Origin of the sequence: Robbsia sp. KACC 23696, assembly GCF_039852015.1 — a bacterium.
GTDB lineage: Bacteria > Pseudomonadota > Gammaproteobacteria > Burkholderiales > Burkholderiaceae > Robbsia.
Genome location: NZ_CP156626.1, coordinates 2,429,001 through 2,446,924, shown reverse-complemented (window position 1 = coordinate 2,446,924; position 17,924 = coordinate 2,429,001). Strand labels below are relative to the sequence as shown.

At 64.2% G+C, this 17,924-nt stretch carries 10 protein-coding genes, 2 tRNA genes and 1 pseudogene; 7 read left to right on the top strand and 6 right to left on the bottom strand.

The window, feature by feature from the left end; all coding sequences use genetic code 11:
• Window positions 1-3: 3 nt before the first annotated feature.
• The 3 genes from ABEG21_RS10235 to ABEG21_RS10225 all read right to left on the bottom strand — a co-directional run bounded on the left by ABEG21_RS10235 (window position 4) and on the right by ABEG21_RS10225 (window position 1,151).
• Entirely contained in the window at window positions 4-903 is a 900-nt protein-coding gene (locus tag ABEG21_RS10235) for a polysaccharide deacetylase family protein (RefSeq protein ID WP_347554523.1), read from the bottom strand.
• A gap of 53 nt (window positions 904-956) precedes the next feature.
• Window positions 957-1,041: transfer RNA gene (locus tag ABEG21_RS10230), tRNA-Leu, on the bottom strand.
• 25 nt (window positions 1,042-1,066) lie between these two features.
• A tRNA-Leu gene (locus tag ABEG21_RS10225) sits at window positions 1,067-1,151 on the bottom strand.
• Window positions 1,152-1,728: 577 nt separating this feature from the next.
• Between ABEG21_RS10225 and rnr the strand changes: the two are divergent.
• From rnr to rpiA, 3 genes and pseudogenes are all read left to right on the top strand, one after another.
• Window positions 1,729-4,029: pseudogene (rnr, locus tag ABEG21_RS10220) on the top strand (ribonuclease R); the annotation flags it as partial.
• Between the two features lie 923 nt (window positions 4,030-4,952).
• Entirely contained in the window at window positions 4,953-5,705 is a 753-nt protein-coding gene (rlmB, locus tag ABEG21_RS10215; protein WP_347554522.1) for a 23S rRNA (guanosine(2251)-2'-O)-methyltransferase RlmB, read from the top strand.
• A 91-nt stretch (window positions 5,706-5,796) separates the two neighbouring features.
• Window positions 5,797-6,501: a ribose-5-phosphate isomerase RpiA gene (gene rpiA / locus ABEG21_RS10210; protein ID WP_347554521.1), complete on the top strand. Its 705-nt coding sequence runs from the start codon at window positions 5,797-5,799 to the stop codon at window positions 6,499-6,501.
• A gap of 220 nt (window positions 6,502-6,721) precedes the next feature.
• Here rpiA and ABEG21_RS10205 read toward each other — a convergent pair whose 3' ends face one another.
• On the bottom strand, window positions 6,722-7,003 hold the full coding sequence (locus ABEG21_RS10205; protein WP_347554520.1) for an oxidative damage protection protein: 282 nt from the start codon (window positions 7,001-7,003) through the stop codon (window positions 6,722-6,724).
• 34 nt (window positions 7,004-7,037) lie between these two features.
• Window positions 7,038-8,660, bottom strand: coding sequence for an amino-acid N-acetyltransferase (gene argA / locus ABEG21_RS10200; RefSeq protein ID WP_347554519.1), 1,623 nt, complete (start codon window positions 8,658-8,660; stop codon window positions 7,038-7,040).
• Window positions 8,661-8,708: 48 nt separating this feature from the next.
• On the opposite strand from argA, the gene hrpA reads away from it, so the two are divergent.
• The 3 genes from hrpA to ABEG21_RS10185 all read left to right on the top strand — a co-directional run bounded on the left by hrpA (window position 8,709) and on the right by ABEG21_RS10185 (window position 15,176).
• Window positions 8,709-13,331 carry an ATP-dependent RNA helicase HrpA gene (hrpA, locus tag ABEG21_RS10195; protein WP_347554518.1) on the top strand — a complete coding sequence of 1,541 codons (4,623 nt, stop codon included), beginning with the start codon at window positions 8,709-8,711 and terminating at the stop codon, window positions 13,329-13,331.
• A complete protein-coding gene (locus ABEG21_RS10190) occupies window positions 13,315-14,172 on the top strand; it encodes an EI24 domain-containing protein (protein WP_347554517.1) in 858 nt (285 codons plus the stop codon). Before hrpA ends, ABEG21_RS10190 begins: the two co-directional genes overlap by 17 nt.
• 188 nt (window positions 14,173-14,360) lie before the next feature.
• The gene (locus ABEG21_RS10185; RefSeq protein WP_347556722.1) at window positions 14,361-15,176 is read left to right on the top strand and encodes a molybdopterin-binding protein; all 816 of its coding nucleotides are present in this window, start codon (window positions 14,361-14,363) and stop codon (window positions 15,174-15,176) included.
• 76 nt (window positions 15,177-15,252) lie between these two features.
• Here the strand turns inward: ABEG21_RS10185 and ABEG21_RS10180 are convergent, their stop codons facing one another.
• Window positions 15,253-15,777: a rhodanese-like domain-containing protein gene (locus ABEG21_RS10180; protein ID WP_347554516.1), complete on the bottom strand. Its 525-nt coding sequence runs from the start codon at window positions 15,775-15,777 to the stop codon at window positions 15,253-15,255.
• A gap of 523 nt (window positions 15,778-16,300) precedes the next feature.
• Here ABEG21_RS10180 and glnA point away from each other — a divergent pair.
• On the top strand, window positions 16,301-17,716 hold the full coding sequence (glnA, locus tag ABEG21_RS10175) for a type I glutamate--ammonia ligase (RefSeq protein WP_347554514.1): 1,416 nt from the start codon (window positions 16,301-16,303) through the stop codon (window positions 17,714-17,716).
• Window positions 17,717-17,924 lie beyond the last annotated feature (208 nt).

The following is a 17,924-nucleotide window of genomic DNA, read 5'->3' as shown; positions in this document are numbered from 1 at the left end:
GTGCTAGCCGGCGCCGGCGCCGGTGTCTGTGTCGGCGCGGCGCGGATCGCTGAAGCCTTCGCGTAGCGTGACGCAGCGTAACTGTCGCGCGGCGATCGCCTGCAGCACGCGCGGCAGGACGACGAGCGCAACGGAGTCGTCGCTACCGGGCAGGCGTGCCGCGCCGCGATCGTGCAGCAGCAGAATATCGCGCGGCGCGAGATCGTCGAGTAGCCGCCGCGCGACCTTGTCCGGATCGGCTTCGCGGGTATCGAATCCGCGTCGGGTCCAGCTTGCCAGGCGCAGATCCGCCTGTTGCAGGATCGGATCGAGGAAGAGATTCCGCAATCCCGCCGGTGCACGGAAAAAAACCGCGGTCTGCCCCGTCAGCGTTTTAAGCGTCTGTTGCCCGGCTAGCACTTCGGCGCGAATTCGCGCGGGCAGGCTGACCGAAAACGTATGGCGATGATGTTGCGAATGGTTTTCGACGCAGTGACCGCGCGCCACGATGTCCTGCACGATGCGCGGATGTTGGCGCGCCCGTTCGCCGATACAGAAAAACGTCGCTTTCGCGCCGGCGGCGTCGAGCAGGTCGAGAACGCGCGGCGTTTCCTCGGGATCCGGGCCGTCGTCGAAGGTCAGGGCGACGGCGTCGCGATTGGCGGGATAGTCTGGGAGTCGTCGCAGATTGTGGCCGAGCAGTGTGCTGCGGGGCAACAGGCCGGCGACGGTGACCGTCGCGTGATTGACGACGGTGCCGGCGAGCCACCACGGCCAGTCGGCCGGGGCGAGGGCGCACCCGAGGAAGGCGGCCGCGTGCCAGGCATAAGTCGCATCGACTGCGATATTGCGCCGCGCGACTGGCCAGAAACGCCGGTCAGGCGCGGATACGACCGAATCGTCGTCTTCCGGCAATATTCGCATTTTGGACGCTGAATGAAAAAAAGGTCTGCAATTGCAGACCTTTTTCAAAATTTTGGTGCCCAGGAGAGGACTCGAACCTCCACACCTTGCGGCACATGGACCTGAACCATGCGCGTCTACCAATTCCGCCACCTGGGCCAAAAAACGCGAGCCAGGAAATTGTTGGTGCCCAGAAGAGGACTCGAACCTCCACACCTTGCGGCACATGGACCTGAACCATGCGCGTCTACCAATTCCGCCATCTGGGCCAACTAAATCTGCTGCGCTTCCAACCTTACTGCTTTCGGCTTATCCGATTCGTCCTTGCGGCGTCATCGGCTTACCGAATCCCGCGCCCGGCAACACGGTGAATCAAGTGCTGCGTTCGCTGAGAGAAGCGTATTATATAGATCGAACTCTTCGTGTCAACACATTTATCAGGGCAACACGAAAATTCGGCCACCGTCCCGTTGGTGACGTCGCATCCTGCGCCATGACGATCGCCGGTAATCGGCAGGCTAGCCGAAAGCGCGGGGCATTTCGGACCCTGATGGTAGAATGTGCCGATATAGTTCGTGCCGGGGCACGGGATAGGCGAAGCGCCTATCCATTCCGTGAGCCACAGCCGGCACGCCGACAGCCGATTCAGATCAGGTACGACACATCCGCGTGAAAAGCCGAAAAGCCCGGGAAAAGATGACCGAGAAGCCCGCCGACCAGACGGCTCGGGAGCAGGCCCCAAAACAGGGTAACAAACCAGCCCCCAAGCACGCTTCGAATCAAGCGCCGAATCACGCTTCGAAGCAGTCGCATCAGCCGACGCATCACTCAGCGAGCAAACCGAGCATGAAATCAGGTGCCAAACCGGCCCGTTCCTTCGGGGACAAGTTCGCCCCGCGTCCTCCCGTGAAGTTTGCCTATACCGTGCCGAGCCGCGAGGAAATCCTCGGCGTGCTGCGCGCGTCTAGCACGGTGTTGACCGCGGAAGGCGCTGCCGACGCCATGTCCATCAAGCTCGAGGAGCGCGACGGCTTCTTCAAGCGCCTCAACGCGATGGAGCGTGATGCGCAGGTGCACGTCGATGTGAAGGGTCTCGTGCATCCGGCACCGGCCTCCAGTTTCACGGCGGGCCGCGTGCAGGCGCACCGCGACGGCTTCGGCTTCCTCGTCCCGGACGACGGCAGCGACGATCTTTTCCTGTCGCATCAGGAAATGTCGAAGATCATGCATGGCGACCGTGTACTGGCGCGCGTAACGGGTCAAGACCGTCGCGGCCGTCCGGAAGGGCATGTCGTCGAGATCACCGAGCGCGCGATCAAGCGCGTGATCGGCCGCGTGATCCAGGAAAACGGCACCTATGTGGTGGCGCCGGAAGACAAGCGTATCGGTCGCGACGTGATGATCGCCGCCGGCGGTTTGAACGGCGCGAAGGCCGGACAGATCGTCAGCCTGCAGATCACCGATTATCCGAGCCGTCATTCGCAGGCCAGCGGCAAGGTTGTCGAAGTGCTGGGCGAAGTCGATGATCCGGGGATGGAAATCGAGATCGCCGTGCGCAAGTACGGCGTGCCGCATCTGTTCTCGGAAGCCGCCATGGCGCAATCGTCGCGTCTGTCGGACGAAGTGCAGGGCCATGATCTGCATGATCGCGTCGACCTGCGCGACGTGCCTTTGGTGACGATCGACGGGGAAGATGCGCGCGACTTCGACGATGCCGTCTATTGCGAACCGGTCAAGATCGGCCGCGTCAATGGCTTCCGCCTGCTGGTGGCGATTGCCGACGTCTCGCACTATGTGACGCCGGGCGCCGCGCTGGACGCCGATGCGATCGAACGCAGCACGTCCGTCTATTTCCCGCGTCGCGTGATTCCGATGCTGCCGGAGAAGCTGTCGAACGGACTGTGCTCGCTGAATCCGGAAGTCGACCGTTGCGTGCTGACCTGCGACATGCTGATCACGGCCAAGGGCGAGGTCAAGGCGTACCAGTTCTACCCGGCAGTGATCCACTCCGCGGCACGCTTGACGTATAACGAAGTGGCGGCGGCGCTGGCGAACACCAAGGGGCCGGAAGCAGCGAAGCGCGCGGCGGTGCTGCCGCAGTTGCAGGATCTGTACTCGGTCTATCGTGCCTTGCTCGAAGCACGCCAACAGCGCGGCGCGATCGATTTCGAGACGACCGAAACGTGCATCGTCTGCAATCCGCAGGGCAAGATCGAACAGATCATCCCGCGAACGCGGAACGACGCGCACAAGCTGATCGAAGAGTGCATGCTGTCGGCGAACGTCTGCGCGGCGGACTTCCTGAAACGCAATAAGCACCCGGGTCTGTATCGTGTGCACGGCGGCCCGAACGCCGAGAAGCTGGAAAATCTGCGGACTTTCCTGCGCGGCGTCGGTCTGACCTTGAACGGCGGCGACACGCCGCACGCGAGCGATTTTGCCTCGCTGATCCTGCAGATCAAGCAACGCCCGGATGCGCCGATGCTGCAGACGATGTTGCTGCGCTCGATGCAGCAAGCCGTGTACAGCCCGGAAAACGTCGGCCACTTCGGTCTGGCGTATGAAGCCTATGCGCACTTCACCAGCCCGATCCGTCGTTATCCGGATCTGCTGACGCACCGTGCGATCAAGGCGATTCTGCACGGCAAGCAGTATGTGCCGGATGCCGGCGATGTCGCGCTGAACACGGCGATGTCGATGAAGGTGCGCAAGCCGAAGCCGGGCGCGAAGGCGAGCGAAGCAAGCGACGCATCGAAGAAGCCGAAGGGCGCGAACGTCGCAATCTGGGAATCGCTGGGTCTGCATTGCTCCTCGAACGAGCGTCGTGCCGATGAAGCGTCGCGCGATGTGGAAGCCTGGCTGAAGTGCTATTTCATGCGCGACAAGCTTGGCGAAGAGTTTGGCGGCTCGATCAGCGGCGTGGCGCCGTTCGGCGTGTTCGTCACCTTGGATTCGCTGTTTGTCGAAGGCCTCGTGCATATCTCGGAGTTGGGTAGCGATTACTTCGAATACGACGAAGTGCGCAACGAACTGCGAGGTGAGCGCACCGGTATCCGTTACGGTCTGACCGATCGCGTACGCGTACAGGTTGGCCGTGTCGATCTGGATGCACGCAAGATGGACTTCCGTCTGATCCGCGATACGCCGGATGCAGGCGGTCCGGCCGGCAAGATGGGCGGCCGAAACAAGACAGGCAAGGGTGGTAAAGGCGGCAAGGGAAATGGCGGTAACGGCAACAACAACGGCAATGCAGGAAACGGCAACGGCGCACGTGTCGAAACCGTCACGGCGGCCGTTGTCGACACCCCAGCGGTCGTGACGCCGGTCAGCGCGCCGGTGGTTGCAGCACCGGCCGCGCGTGCTGTGCCGACCGCGCCGGTCGCGGCAGCCCCGGCACCGGCATCGACGCCAGTAGCCCCGACGCCGGCAGCGGTTCCGACGAAGAAGGCAGCAGCCAAGAAGGCGCCGGCATCGAAGTCCGCCGCACCGAAGCAGGTTGCGGCGAAGCAGGCAGCACCGACGGTGCCGGCCGCGAAGCCGGTTGTCGAAAAGCCGGCCGCTGTGGAAAAGCGTGCGGTAGAGAAGGCACCGGCGAAGAAGGCCGCGGTTAAGAAAGCGCCCGCGAAGAAGGCGGTTGTCGAGAAGGCAGTCGCAGAAAAGGCGCCGGCCAAGAAAGTGGCCGCCAAGCGTGCCGCTAAAACGGCTGCCAAGGCCGCCCCCGAGGTGGTAGCGGCGGTCGCGCCGGCAAAGAAGGCCGCGGCGAAGACGCCGGTGGCCGCGAAGAAGGCGACGCGTGGCCGCGGCAAGCAGGCTGCCGCGGCCGGTGATCTGTTCGCCGACCTCGAGGCGCCGGTCGCTTCCGCCAAGAGCCCGACACGCGGTGGCGCTGCATTGGGCGCGGGCAGCGGGCTGGCTGTGCCTGCCAAGAAGGCGGCGGCCAAGCGCACACGGGCGAAGTAGACGTAGACCGTACAACAGCGCGTGGCCCGTTGGCACGCGGTATGACTGACCCACGCCGGCGTCCTGCCGGACGTGGGTTCATTACTTTTTGACAGTAGCAGGTATCGAGCATGGCGAAGTCCAGGGTCCTTTACGGTTTTCACGCGGTCACGGCCCGGTTGCGGCACGACGCGGTCAGTGTCGAAGAGATCTATTACGAGGCGTCGCGGCGTGACCGACGCATGCTCGACTTTCTGAAGAGCGCGAAGGAAACCGGCGTGCGTCTGATCGCGGCCGACGGCGTGCGTCTGACGAAGATGACCGGGGGGCGCGATCACCAGGGTGTGGTGGCGCTGGCCGCCGAGGCGCCGTTGGCGCAATCGCTGACGGAACTGCTCGACGTCGTCGAAGGGGCGCCGCTGTTGCTGGTGCTCGACGGCGTGACCGATCCGCACAATCTGGGTGCCTGTCTGCGCGTCGCCAATGCGGCGGGCGCGCACGCGGTGGTGGCACCGCGCGACAAGGCGGTCGGGATAAACGCGACGGTGGCGAAGGTGGCCAGCGGCGCGGCGGAGACGACGCCTTACATCATGGTCACGAATCTCGCCCGCGCATTACGCGAGTTGAAGGAAGCCGGCGTGTGGATCATCGGCACCTCTGACGACGCCGTGCCGAGCGTTTTTCAGACCAAGCTCGAAGGGCCGGTCGCCATCGTCATGGGCGCCGAAGGCGAGGGCATGCGCCGCCTGACGCGCGAGACTTGCGATGAGCTGATGCATATCCCGATGATGGGCAGCGTCGAGAGCTTGAACGTCTCGGTGGCGAGCGGTATCTGCCTGTTCGAATCGGTGCGGCAACGGATGGTCGCGGCACCGAAGGCGTAAGGGCATTCGGCGGCGATTCGCCAGAATAACGGACAACAACACAGCGAAAGCGCGGCGAGACACGCGCGAGCAATCAGCAGGGGCGACGACAATGGACAAAGCCAAGCAGGATGAATTGAAGCAGTGGGTCGGTCGGGCCGCCGCGGACCATGTGCTGAAGTCGGTGCCGGAAGGCGCCGTCGTGGGCGTGGGCACCGGCTCGACGGTGAACTGTTTCATCGACGCCTTGGCGCCGCACCGCGCGCGTTATCGCGGCGCGGTCTCGAGTTCACTGGCCACGACGCATCGGTTGAAGCAACACGGCTTCCACGTCATCGACGCCAACGACATCGCGTCCCTGCCGATCTATGTCGATGGTGCCGATGAAATCGACGCACACGGCAATATGATCAAGGGCGGCGGCGGCGCATTGACGCGCGAGAAAATCGTCGCTGCGATGTCCGAGACCTTCCTCTGCATTGCCGACGAATCGAAGCGCGTGCCGGTATTGGGCGGTTTCCCGCTGCCGGTGGAAGTGGTGCCGATGGCGCTCGAAGCGGTATCGCGCAAGCTGATCGCCTTGGGCGGCACGCCCGTTCTACGCGTGAAGGGCGATGGCACGCCCTTGGTCACCGATAACGGTTTGCACATCCTGGACGTCAAGGGTTTGCGCATCGATGCGCCGCTTGCGCTGGAACGTCAGCTCAACGACGTGCCCGGTGTCCTGACCGTCGGCGTGTTTGCGCTACAGCGCGCGTCGCTCGCGATGTTCGCCACCGCGCAAGGCGTTGAGACCGTCGCCTATCCCACCGCCTGATCGCACGGTGGGCGGGCAATCGCAGCGCGGTTTTTGTTGCCGCCGACTGTAGTCGATTTCTCCCGACCCTTGCCGATATCGTCGCGTTCGATATCGCGATGTCGGGGAGTGCCGATTACCGACTTACCTACTATCGGTAATGGGTGATGAGATAAAGTAAGGGGAGGGGGAGGGGCGCACCATCGCATGCGGCGATGTTGCCGCATGCAGGGATGTCTCTTTATTCGGCGCTGGGCGGCGGCGGAACGAAGCCGGTTGCCGTATCGGCGCCTTCACCGAAGAAGTATTTCTCCGTCTGCTTCAGCAGATACTGACGGGCGCGCGCATCGGCCATGTTCAGGCGATTTTCGTTGATCAGCATCGTCTGCTGTTTCAGCCATTCCTGCCACGCCTCTTTCGAGACGCTTTCATACACTCGCTGACCCAGCGGGCCCGGCACGGGCGGAAAGTCGAAACCTTCCGCGTCCTTGTTCAGTTTCACGCAATGGACGATTCGCGCCATGATGTTTCTCCTTCTTTGAGGGTTCCAGCCATTCTCACAGCTGTTTGATGAGCACCAGCGACCGACGCTGCCAGTTGTACAGGCGCCGCCGGTCTTCCGGCAGATCGTCGACCGACGCCTTGACGAAGCCGCGCTTCAGGAACCAGTGCTCGGTTCGGGTGGTCAATACGAAAATGCGTTTCAGGCCGCGGGCCCGCGCACGTTGCTCGATCCGCTTCATCAGCCGCTCGCCGTCGCCGGAGCCTTGCGCTTCGGGCGACACCGTCAGGCAAGCCATTTCGCCGATCTTTTCCTGCGGATAGGCATACAGCGCGACGCAGCCGAACAGCACGCCATCGTGCTCGATCACCGAGAAGTGATCGATATCGCGTTCCAGCTGATGGCGATCGCGGCGCACCAGCGTGCCGTCGTTCTCCAGTGGCTCGATGAGCTGGATGATATTGGCGACATCGTCCGGCGTGGCTTCGCGCAGACTCTCCAGATTGTCGTAGGCCACCATCGTGCCGACGCCATCGTGCGAGAACAATTCGAGCAGAATCGAACCGTCCAGCGTGTAGGGAATCAAATGCGCACGCGGCACGCCGCTGCGGCAAGCCTTGACGACATGCTTCAGGCAGAAGCCGATGTCGTCGTGCAGCGTCGCGCTGCCGTCGTGATGCGCGTCGCGCAGCCGTTGCGCATCGTCCAGCGATAATTCGTGCACCAGGGCGCCCTCGGGATTCAGAACGCCCGGTTGATCGGTGATGAAGATCAACTTGTCGGCGCGCAGCGCGATCGCCGTTGTCGTCGCCACATCTTCCATCGCCAGATTGAAAGCCTCGCCCGTGGGCGAGAATCCCAGCGGCGACAGCAAGACGAGCTTGCGATTCGCCAGGGCCTGGCGGATCGAGTCGGCATCGACCTTGCGGACAATGCCGGTGTGCTGAAAATCGACGCCGTCGACGATCCCGACCGGACGCGCGGTCACGAAGTTCCCCGAGACGATGCCGAGACGCGCATGCGCCATCGGCGTATTCGGCAAGCCCTGGCTGATGGCGGCCTCGATATCGAGGCGCACTTCGCCGGCTGCTTCCTTCGCCGATTCCAATGCCGGAGCGTCGGTGATGCGCATGCCGCCCGCGAACTGCGATTCGAGATTGCGCAGGCGCATCGAATCCTCGACCTGCGGCCGGCAGCCATGCACGAGAACGATCTGCATGCCCATCGCGTGCAGCAGCGCCACGTCCTGGATCAAGGCGTTCAACGCGCCGTCGCGCACCAGTTCGCCGCCGAAAGCGACGACAAAGGTCTTGTTGCGGAAGGCGTGAATGTACGGCGCCACCGCGCGCAGCCAGTCGACGAACTGCGCCTGGGTCGCGGCCTCGGCTTCCGCCGATGGACGATTGGCGGCGCCCGATGCGGCAGGCGACGTCGATGCGATGGACGCGGGCGTCACGACCGGACGGACGGCGGCCAGGGTCGCGGGATCACCCGGCGCCGTGTCGCGTTCGGCGTGTGGGGCCGACGACGAGGAGGGCGCTTGCGCGGCGGAGGGCGTGCTGGGGGGAGGGCGAAGCGGATCGGTCACAGCGGCAGTTTCAGTGGCGATTGAATTGCGGTAAAGGGCGTGGCATCGCTCGCGCGGGTGCCGATGAATGGGCCGATGGGGCTGCGGCATGCGGGCAGCGGCGGTATGGCCCGCATGGCGCGATTATAATGCGCTGCTATGTCGAATGCTGCCAAACCTGATCTGCCGTCGCGCGACCTCGCGCCGACCGCCCCCGAAACCGCGCCGGCGCCCGCCGTGCGGCCCGCCACGCCTGACGCCCGCGCCGATCGCCCTGATAACGCCGGGGGTATCGGACCGAGTGGGCGCGGGGACCGTGCGGCGGCCCCGGCTGGCGGCCCTGCGCGCGGCGACCGTCGCGATCGGGCCGGCCGAGGCGAGCGCCATCACGGCGGCGGCCGCAACAACGGCGGTCCGCGTACCGAATTCGCCGCCGATACGGCGCGTAGCGGGCCGCCCGCCAACCCGGTCGGCGTCATCACCTTCCCGGACGCCTTGCCCGTCTCGGCGCGCCGAGACGAGATCGCACGGGCTATTTCGGCGCATCAGGTCGTCATTGTCAGCGGCGAAACCGGCTCCGGCAAAACCACGCAGCTGCCGAAAATCTGCCTGGCCCTCGGCCGCGGTCGTGGCGCCGGCGGTACCGGCCTGATCGGTCATACGCAGCCGCGTCGGATTGCCGCATCGGCGACGGCACGCCGTATCGCCGAGGAATTGCAGTCGCCGCCGGGAGAAATCGTCGGCTATAAAGTGCGCTTCAACGACACATTGTCGCCCGGCGCATCGGTCAAGTTGATGACGGACGGCATCCTGCTGGCGGAAACGCAGTCCGATCCGTTGTTGCGCGCCTACGACACCCTGATCATCGATGAGGCGCATGAGCGCAGTCTTAATATCGATTTCCTGCTGGGGTATCTGAAGCAACTGTTGCCGAAGCGGCCCGATCTCAAAGTGATCGTGACATCGGCAACGATCGATGCCGCGCGGTTTGCGCGTCATTTCGGACGTCCGCGCCGGCCGGGTGAGCCCTCGCCTTCGTCGAACGTCGCGCGCGCCACGGAAGGCGAGCCGACCAAGTCGACGAAGCCAACGAACGCGACGTCGGAGCGGGAGGGGCGGGCGGTGGCGCCGGAGGACGATATCGTGCCGGCGCCTGCGATCGAGGTCAGCGGGCGACTGTATCCGGTCGAGATTCGCTACCGGCCAGTGCAGCCCGATGGTATCGGGCCGGGCGGCGCTGCGGCGAAAGGCGACGGGAAGACGGACGCCGGTGCCGGCCGACGGACGCCGACGACGGCGCAACGGGAGGCGGCAGGGGATTCGGTCCGCGGAACGAAACGCGCCGAGCGCGATCTGATCGATGCCATCGTCGACGCCGTGGACGAGCTCGCGCGCGTGGGCTCCGGCGACGTGCTGGTTTTTCTGCCGGGTGAGCGCGAGATTCGCGAGGCCGCCGAGGCATTGCGCAAGCACCATCCGCCGCATACCGAGATCCTGCCGTTGTTCGCCCGGCTGTCCGCGGCCGAACAGGAGCGCGTGTTCAAGCCGTCGAATGCGCGGCGTATCGTGCTGGCGACGAATGTCGCCGAGACCTCGTTGACGGTGCCGGGCATCCGCTATGTCGTCGATACGGGGCTCGCGCGGGTCAAACGCTATTCGTACCGGAACAAGGTCGAGCAGCTGCAGGTCGAACCGGCGTCGCAGGCTGCGGCGAATCAGCGTGCCGGCCGTTGCGGGCGTGTGGCCGACGGCGTCTGCATCCGCCTTTACGACGAAGCCGACTTTCAGTCGCGGCCGCGCTTCACCGATCCCGAAATCCTGCGCTCGTCGCTGGCCTCGGTGATTCTGCGGATGAAGTCGCTGCATCTCGCCGATATCGAGACATTCCCTTTTCTGGAGGCGCCGACGGGCCGCGCCATCGCCGACGGCTATCAGCTGTTGGCGGAACTCGGCGCGGTGGACGAGGAAAACCAGCTGACGCGCAGCGGACGTGAGCTCGCGCGCCTGCCGCTCGATCCGCGTGTCGGTCGGATGATCCTTGCCGGCCGGGACAGCGGCGCCCTGCGCGAGATGCTGATCATCGCTGCCGCGCTCTCGGTGCAGGATCCGCGTGACCGGCCGATGGAGGCACAAGAAGCGGCCGATCAGGCGCATCGACAATTCGTCGACGAGCGCTCGGAATTCCTGATCTGGCTGAATATCTGGAAGTGGTTCGGCGAGGCGGTCGAACACAAGAAGACCAATCGGCAACTGATCGATCAGTGCCGCGCGCGATTCCTCTCGCACCTGCGTCTGCGGGAATGGCGCGATGTGCATACGCAATTGCTGACGGTGGCCCGCGAACAGGGCTGGCGTCTGAGCGACGCGGACGCGACCTATGAGCAGATCCACGTGGCGCTGTTGGCCGGCTTGCTCGGCAATATCGGCCTGCGTGCCGAGGACGAGCCACATTACCTCGGCGCGCGCAGCATCAAGTTCCACCTCTGGCCCGGCTCGACGCTGGGCAAGAAAGCGGGCAAGTGGGTGATCGCGGCGGAAATGATCGAGACGACGCGTCTCTATGCCCGCTGCGTCGCGCGCGTCGAGCCAGAGTGGATCGAGAAGGTGGGAGCGCATCTGCTACGCACGTCGCTGTCCGAGCCCCATTGGGAAAAGAAGGCGGCGCAGGTCGTCGCGTTTGAAAGGGCGACCTTGTACGGCTTGCCCATCTATCAGCGTCGCCGTGTCGACTTCGGCAAGCGCGACCCGGCGCGGGCGCGCGAACTGTTTATCCGCGGCGCGCTGGTCGAGGGAGAATTTGAGACGCGGCTGCCGTTCTTTGCGCACAACCGACGGCTGCTGGCCGATATCGCTCAGCTGGAACACAAGTCGCGGCGCCAGGACGTGCTCGTCGATGACGAGCTGATCTTTGCGTTCTACGATCAGCAGATTCCGGCCGAGGTGACCACCGCCGTCGATTTCGAGCAATGGTATCGGCAGGCGAATGCCGGAAGCCGGCGAGACGGCGGCGCGGCAAAGGCGGGCGCGGGCAATGCACCGGCGGCCGGCAATGCGAACGGCGCAGCGGCCAAGTTGCTGTATTTGTCGCGCGACGATCTGATGCGTCACGAAGCGGCCGGCATCACCACTGATCTGTTCCCGAAGCGCGTGACGATCGCGGGCCAGGACATGGGGCTGTCGTATCACTTCGAGCCGGGTTCGCCGCGCGACGGCGTGACCCTGACGATTCCGCTGTTCGCCTTGAACCAGGTGGGCGAGCGTCGCTGCGAATGGCTGGTGGCCGGGATGTTGAAGGAAAAAGTCCAGGCGCTGCTGAAGTCCTTGCCGCAGAAGCTGCGACGCCATTGCGTGCCGTTGCCGGACTATGCCGCGGCGTTTCTGGACCGCCATGCGCCGCGCGTCTACGGCAGCGGCAGCACGATGGTGGCGGAGGGGCTGGTCGATGCCCTTTGCACCGATGTGCGGCTGCAGACGCAGCAGCAATTGCGCCCCTCGGATTTCAAGCTCGAAACTCTTGCCGCGCATTTGTTCATGAATTTCAAGCTGGTGGACGAGCACGGTCGCCAGTTGGCGATGGCCCGCAGCCTGTCCGCCTTGCGCGTCGAATATGGCGGTCAGGCGCAGCAGCAATTTGCGCAGATCGCCCTGGCGAGCGCTAACGTGGCGGGGGCCGACGCGGCGGCTGCCGATGACGCGGCGGCCGATATGTCGGCCGGGTCTGCCGCCGCCGTTGCCGCGTTCGGCAAGAAAACGGATCGGACCGCATCAGGTGCGTTGTCAGCGCGGGGCAACGCTCAGTCGGGCGCTTCCGCCACCGGTAAAGCGAGCGACAGCACGGGAGCAAAACACGGGGCGTCGAAGCAAGGCACTGGAACGGGCGGCGGCGTGACGTCGGCGGCCGGCGCCGCACCGATGTCCTCGGGCATCGCGCTGTACGATAATCTGACGAACTGGACGTTCGGCAAATTGCCGGAGTTGCTGGAGGTTCGCCGTGGCGGCAACACGCTGTACGGCTATCCGGCGCTGGTCGATCGGGGCACGCATGTCGAGGTGCAGGTGTTCGACTCGCCGGAAGAGGCCGGTGCCAGGCATCGCAGCGGCTTGCGCCGGCTCTTCGCCTTGCAATTGCGCGAGCCGTTGAAATATCTCGAAAAGAACCTGCCGGGATTGCAGCAGATGGCGATGCAGTACATGCCCTTGGGCACGCAAGACGAGCTGCGGGCGCAATTGCTTGATTGCGCGATCGAGCGCGCCTGTTTGAGCGATCCGCTGCCGGACGACGACGCATCGTTCGCGGTGCGTCGGGACGAAGGGCGCGCACGGCTGTCCTTACTGGCGCAGGAGGTGGCGCGGCTGGTGGGAACGATCCTGACCGAGTACACCGACGTCAGCAAGAAGCTCGCGCAGGCGAAAAGCTTCGGCGCGCCGCATGACGACATGCAGCAGCAACTGCGCGCGCTGATGGGGAAGCGTTTCATCGCCGAGACGCCGTATGCGCAACTGTCGCATTTCCCGCGTTATCTGCAGGGCATCGCCACGCGTCTGACGAAGTTGAAAACCGATGCGCAGCGCGACGCGCGTGCGAGTGCCGAAATGGCGCCGTTGCGCATGCAGTACCAACGCGTCGCATCGCAATGGCGGGCCGGTTCGGATCCGCGGCTGGAGCAATTCCGCTGGTTGCTCGAAGAACTGCGCATCTCGTTGTTCGCGCAGGAACTGAAGACACCGATGCCGGTGTCGGTGAAACGACTGCACAAGGTGTGGGATGCCCTCCAACGGTGAGTTTAGACAGAATACGGAAGTGGTGGCGTCGCTGGCACGCGCCATTTCCGGTTTCCTTAATCCGCGTGTCTGGTGGTTGACGGTTGCGCCCTTCGTGATGTCCGCGGCAATCTGGGGCTTGATCCTGTTTGCCGGTTGGGAACGTGCCAATGCCTGGGTGCGGGGGTTTCTGGCGCAATGGCCGGCGCTCGACGGGGTGGAGCGGGCAATCGCCTTCATCGGTCTGGGCGGCCTGCATATGGTCTTCGCGCCGTTCCTGATCATCGCTTTCGCGATTCCGCTGATCGTCGCGACGATCCTGTTGCTGATCGGCGTCACGTCGATGCCGGCCGTCATCGCGCATCTGGGCCGTCGTCGTTTCGCGCACCTCGATACCTTGCGTGGCGGCAGCCTGCTCGGCAGCATCGGCTATGGCAGCTGGTCGACGCTGATCTTCCTGGTCCTGATGATCGTCACCTTGCCGCTCTGGTTCGTGCCGCCGTTTTTGGCGATCGTACCGCCGGTGTTGTGGGGCTGGCTGACCTATCGCATGATGAGCTATGACGCGCTGGCATTGCACGCCAGCGCCGACGAGCGGCGCATTCTGCTGCGACGGCATCGCGTGCCCTTGCTCGTCATCGGTATCGCGTGCGGCCTGCTGGGCGCCATCCCGGCGTTCTTGTGGGCCACGTCGATCATCGCGATCGTGCTTTTTCCGATCATCGCCTTGGTCTCGGTATGGCTGTATGTGGTGATTTTCGTCTTCTCCGCGCTGTGGTTCGGGCATTACTGTCTGCGCGCGCTCGAAGCACTGCGCGCGCAGACGCCGCCGCCGGTGACGCGCGTCGAACCCGGACTGTAAGCGCGCGACGCGTCTCCCGGCAGGTCCGAGGAGCCTGAGGTATCCTGACAGCATGCGCCCGAGGGCGTTCCTGCAGATCCTTGCTGCTGCTCGACTGCATGATGCAAGGGCCCACCGGTGGCGTGCCGGATGGCCCGTTCGTGCGATCGGCCTTGCGTTTTGCGCGCAGCACTCACCGGGTTTTCCGTATGGCAATCGGCATCATCATCATCGGCGACGAGATCCTTTCAGGGCGTCGAACAGACAAGCATTTGCAACACGTGATCGGTTTGCTGACCGCGCGCGGCCTGTCGCTGGACTGGGCGGAATACGTCGGCGACGATCCCGCGCGCATCACCGCCACGCTGAAGCGGACGATGGCCGGGGGCGACGTAGTGTTCAGCACCGGTGGCATCGGTGCGACGCCGGACGATCACACGCGGCAGTGCGCGGCCGATGCGCTCGGTGTGCCGCTCGCGCTGCACGAATCGGCCAAGGCCTTGATCGTCGAGCGCATGCGCGAGATGACGGGGCAGGCCGAGCCGGATCTGACGCTGCCGGAAAATCGGCAACGGCTGAAGATGGGCGAGTTTCCGGCCGGCGCGGCGATCATCCCGAATCCCTACAACAAGATTCCTGGATTCACGCTCGCAAACCACCATTTCGTCCCGGGATTCCCGGTGATGGCCTGGCCGATGATCGAGTGGGTGCTCGACACGCATTACGCGCACCTCCATCACGTCGATACCCGTGTCGAGCGCTCGATCCTGGTGTTCGGCCTGGCGGAATCGACGATCGCCCCGTTGATGAATCAGATCGAAACATCGTTCCCGAGCGTCAAGGCGTTCAGTTTGCCGAGCGTCGGCGATGCGCAGCGCGGGGAGCTGTATGCGCGCCACCATATCGACCTGGGCGTCAAGGGCGACGCCGTCTCGGTCGACGCCGCCTTTGCCGTGCTGCGCGAGGGCGTCAGTGCCTTGGGCGGTGAAATGGTCGAGCACCCGCCGGCGTCGGCAGCAGCTTAAGCGGACAGCTAATGCCGATAGGGTGCGCCAAGGTCGCCGCCCCGGCCCTAGCGCCGGGGCGGCGGTCTTACATGTCTTAAGCGCCTTGCCACGGCAGTTGGCGCGCGCACCAGCCGCCGACGGACTTCCGATGTCCGTGGACATCCTTGTCACCTTCGAATCCCTCGAGCACATCGAACACTTGCGTAAAACCCTGTTCCGTCGCCCATTGCGCGGCGGCCTTGGACCGCGCCGCACTGCGGCACAGCAACAGCACCGGCCGATCGGTACCATCCGCGCCGCATGCGTCGCGCAGTTGATCGACAAATTGTGTATTGCGTGCACCGCCGGGCCAAGCATTCCATTCGATATGGGCATACTGTCCGGCGGCAACGGTCGGGCGACCGACCCAGGTTAGCTCCGCAAGCGTGCGCACGTCGACGAGCAGCACATCGGGCGTTTGCAGCAGCGCGAAAGCTTCGTCCGGCGTCACGGCGCCGGCGTAGGGCAGCGTCCCTTCGACCGCACGGGCGCGGCCACGGGCGAGCAGCGTGTCGACGGTATCGGCCGAACCGGCCGCGTGTGGCACCGCGGCGGAGAGAGAGGGCGAGTCAGCAGTCATCGTGGCGCATCCAGGTGCATTAACGTGCCATGCAGGATCGTCGGACGTCATCGATCCGTCACGGCGGGCGGTCAGTATGAATAAGCGTATTCTAGCAACCGGCTCTGGCGCGCGACACTCGGCCGAACGGTCTATCGCGAAGCCCTATTATGGTGCGCGCCTCAATATGGTGCATAATCATGCGCATTCCTGGGGCGTAATGGCCGCGCGACGCGGGGCACGGACGGAAATCGACGGGCTTGCAGGGGAGCGCGGAGGAAAAAACGCAATCGGCGCGCCGGGATAGCGCGTGCGCGCCTCGTTGCGGTGCATCGGGCACGCTTCATGCATTAAGAGGCGTATCCGCCCGGCGTGCCGCCGGACGGCAAGTGTGCGCCGCACTCAGGCGTGGCACGAATGCGGCAGGCGCGCGGCATCCGTCGGGCAACAAAACGCAGAACCGGCATCAAGAACCTGCAGTACCTCACGTGCACACACGGGCGGCGACGGATCGCCGCCAAAATGGTCTATCTGGAGATATGTAATGAGCAAAACCGTGGCCGACGTCATCAAGCTCGTCAAGGACGAGGACGTCAAGTTTGTCGATTTCCGCTTCACCGACACGAAGGGTAAGGAACAGCACGTGTCGGTGCCGGTGTCGGCATTCGACGAAGACAAGTTCGAGAGCGGCCACGCTTTCGACGGCTCCTCGATCGCAGGCTGGAAGGGTATCGAAGCGTCGGACATGCTGCTGATTCCGGACGCATCGACCGCCTTCATCGACCCGTTCTATGAAGAATCGACGCTGGTGCTGTCGTGCGACGTCATCGAACCGTCGGACGGCAAGGGCTATGAGCGCGATCCGCGCTCGCTGGCAAAGCGCGCTGAAGCCTACCTGAAGAGCTCGGGTCTGGGCGACACGGCGTACTTCGGTCCGGAACCGGAATTCTTCATTTTCGACTCCGTGCGTTGGAACGTCGATATGCAAGGTTCCTTCGTCCAGATCGGTTCGGAAGAAGCACCGTGGTCGTCGAAGGCGAAGTTCGAAGGCGGCAACACCGGTCACCGTCCGGGCGTGAAGGGCGGCTATTTTCCGGTTGCCCCGGTCGACACGTTCCAGGACATGCGTTCGGAAATGTGTCTGCTGCTGGAAGCGGCAGGCGTGCCGGTCGAAGTGCACCACCACGAAGTGGCGGGCCAAGGCCAGAACGAACTGGGCACGAAGTTCTCGACGCTGGTGCAGCGCGCCGACTGGACGATGCTGACGAAGTACATCGTGCAAAACGTCGCGCACACGTACGGCAAGACGGCTACGTTCATGCCGAAGCCGATCGTTGGCGACAACGGTTCGGGCATGCACGTGCACCAATCGATCTGGAAGGACGGCAAGAACCTGTTCGCCGGTGACGGCTATGCAGGCCTGTCGGAATTCGCGCTGTTCTACATCGGCGGCATCATCAAGCACGCTCGCGCGCTGAACGCCATCACGAACCCGACGACGAACTCGTACAAGCGTCTAGTTCCGGGCTTCGAAGCACCGGTGAAGCTGGCGTACTCGGCACGTAACCGTTCGGCATCGATCCGTATTCCGCACGTGTCGAACCCGAAGGGTCGTCGTATCGAAACGCGTTTCCCTGATCCGATGGCGAATCCGTACCTGGCCTTCTCCGCGCTGATGATGGCGGGTCTGGACGGCGTGCAGAACAAGATCCATCCGGGCGAAGCTTCGGACAAGAACCTGTACGATCTGCCGCCGGAAGAAGACAAGCTGATCCCGACCGTTTGCGCGAGCCTCGAAGAAGCGCTCGAGCACCTGGACAAGGATCGCGAGTTCCTGACCCGTGGTGGCGTGTTCACGGACAGCATGATCGATGCGTACATCGCGTTGAAGATGGAAGAAGTCACGCGTTTCCGCATGACGACGCATCCGGTCGAATTCGAGATGTACTACTCGCTCTGATCGAGGGTCGGACGGGCGGCGCCGGCGGTATTGGCGCTGTCCCGTCTCCGTTCGTCTGTGATCCAGCACTGCGAGGCGTCCGGGACGTGTGCCGAGAGGGAAGGCACGCGATTCACGGGCGCCACGCAACGAAAAAGGGGACGGGGGTGCCGTCCCCTTTTTCGTTGCGTGCTACCGATACCACCCGGAAACCAAGGCTTCGACGATC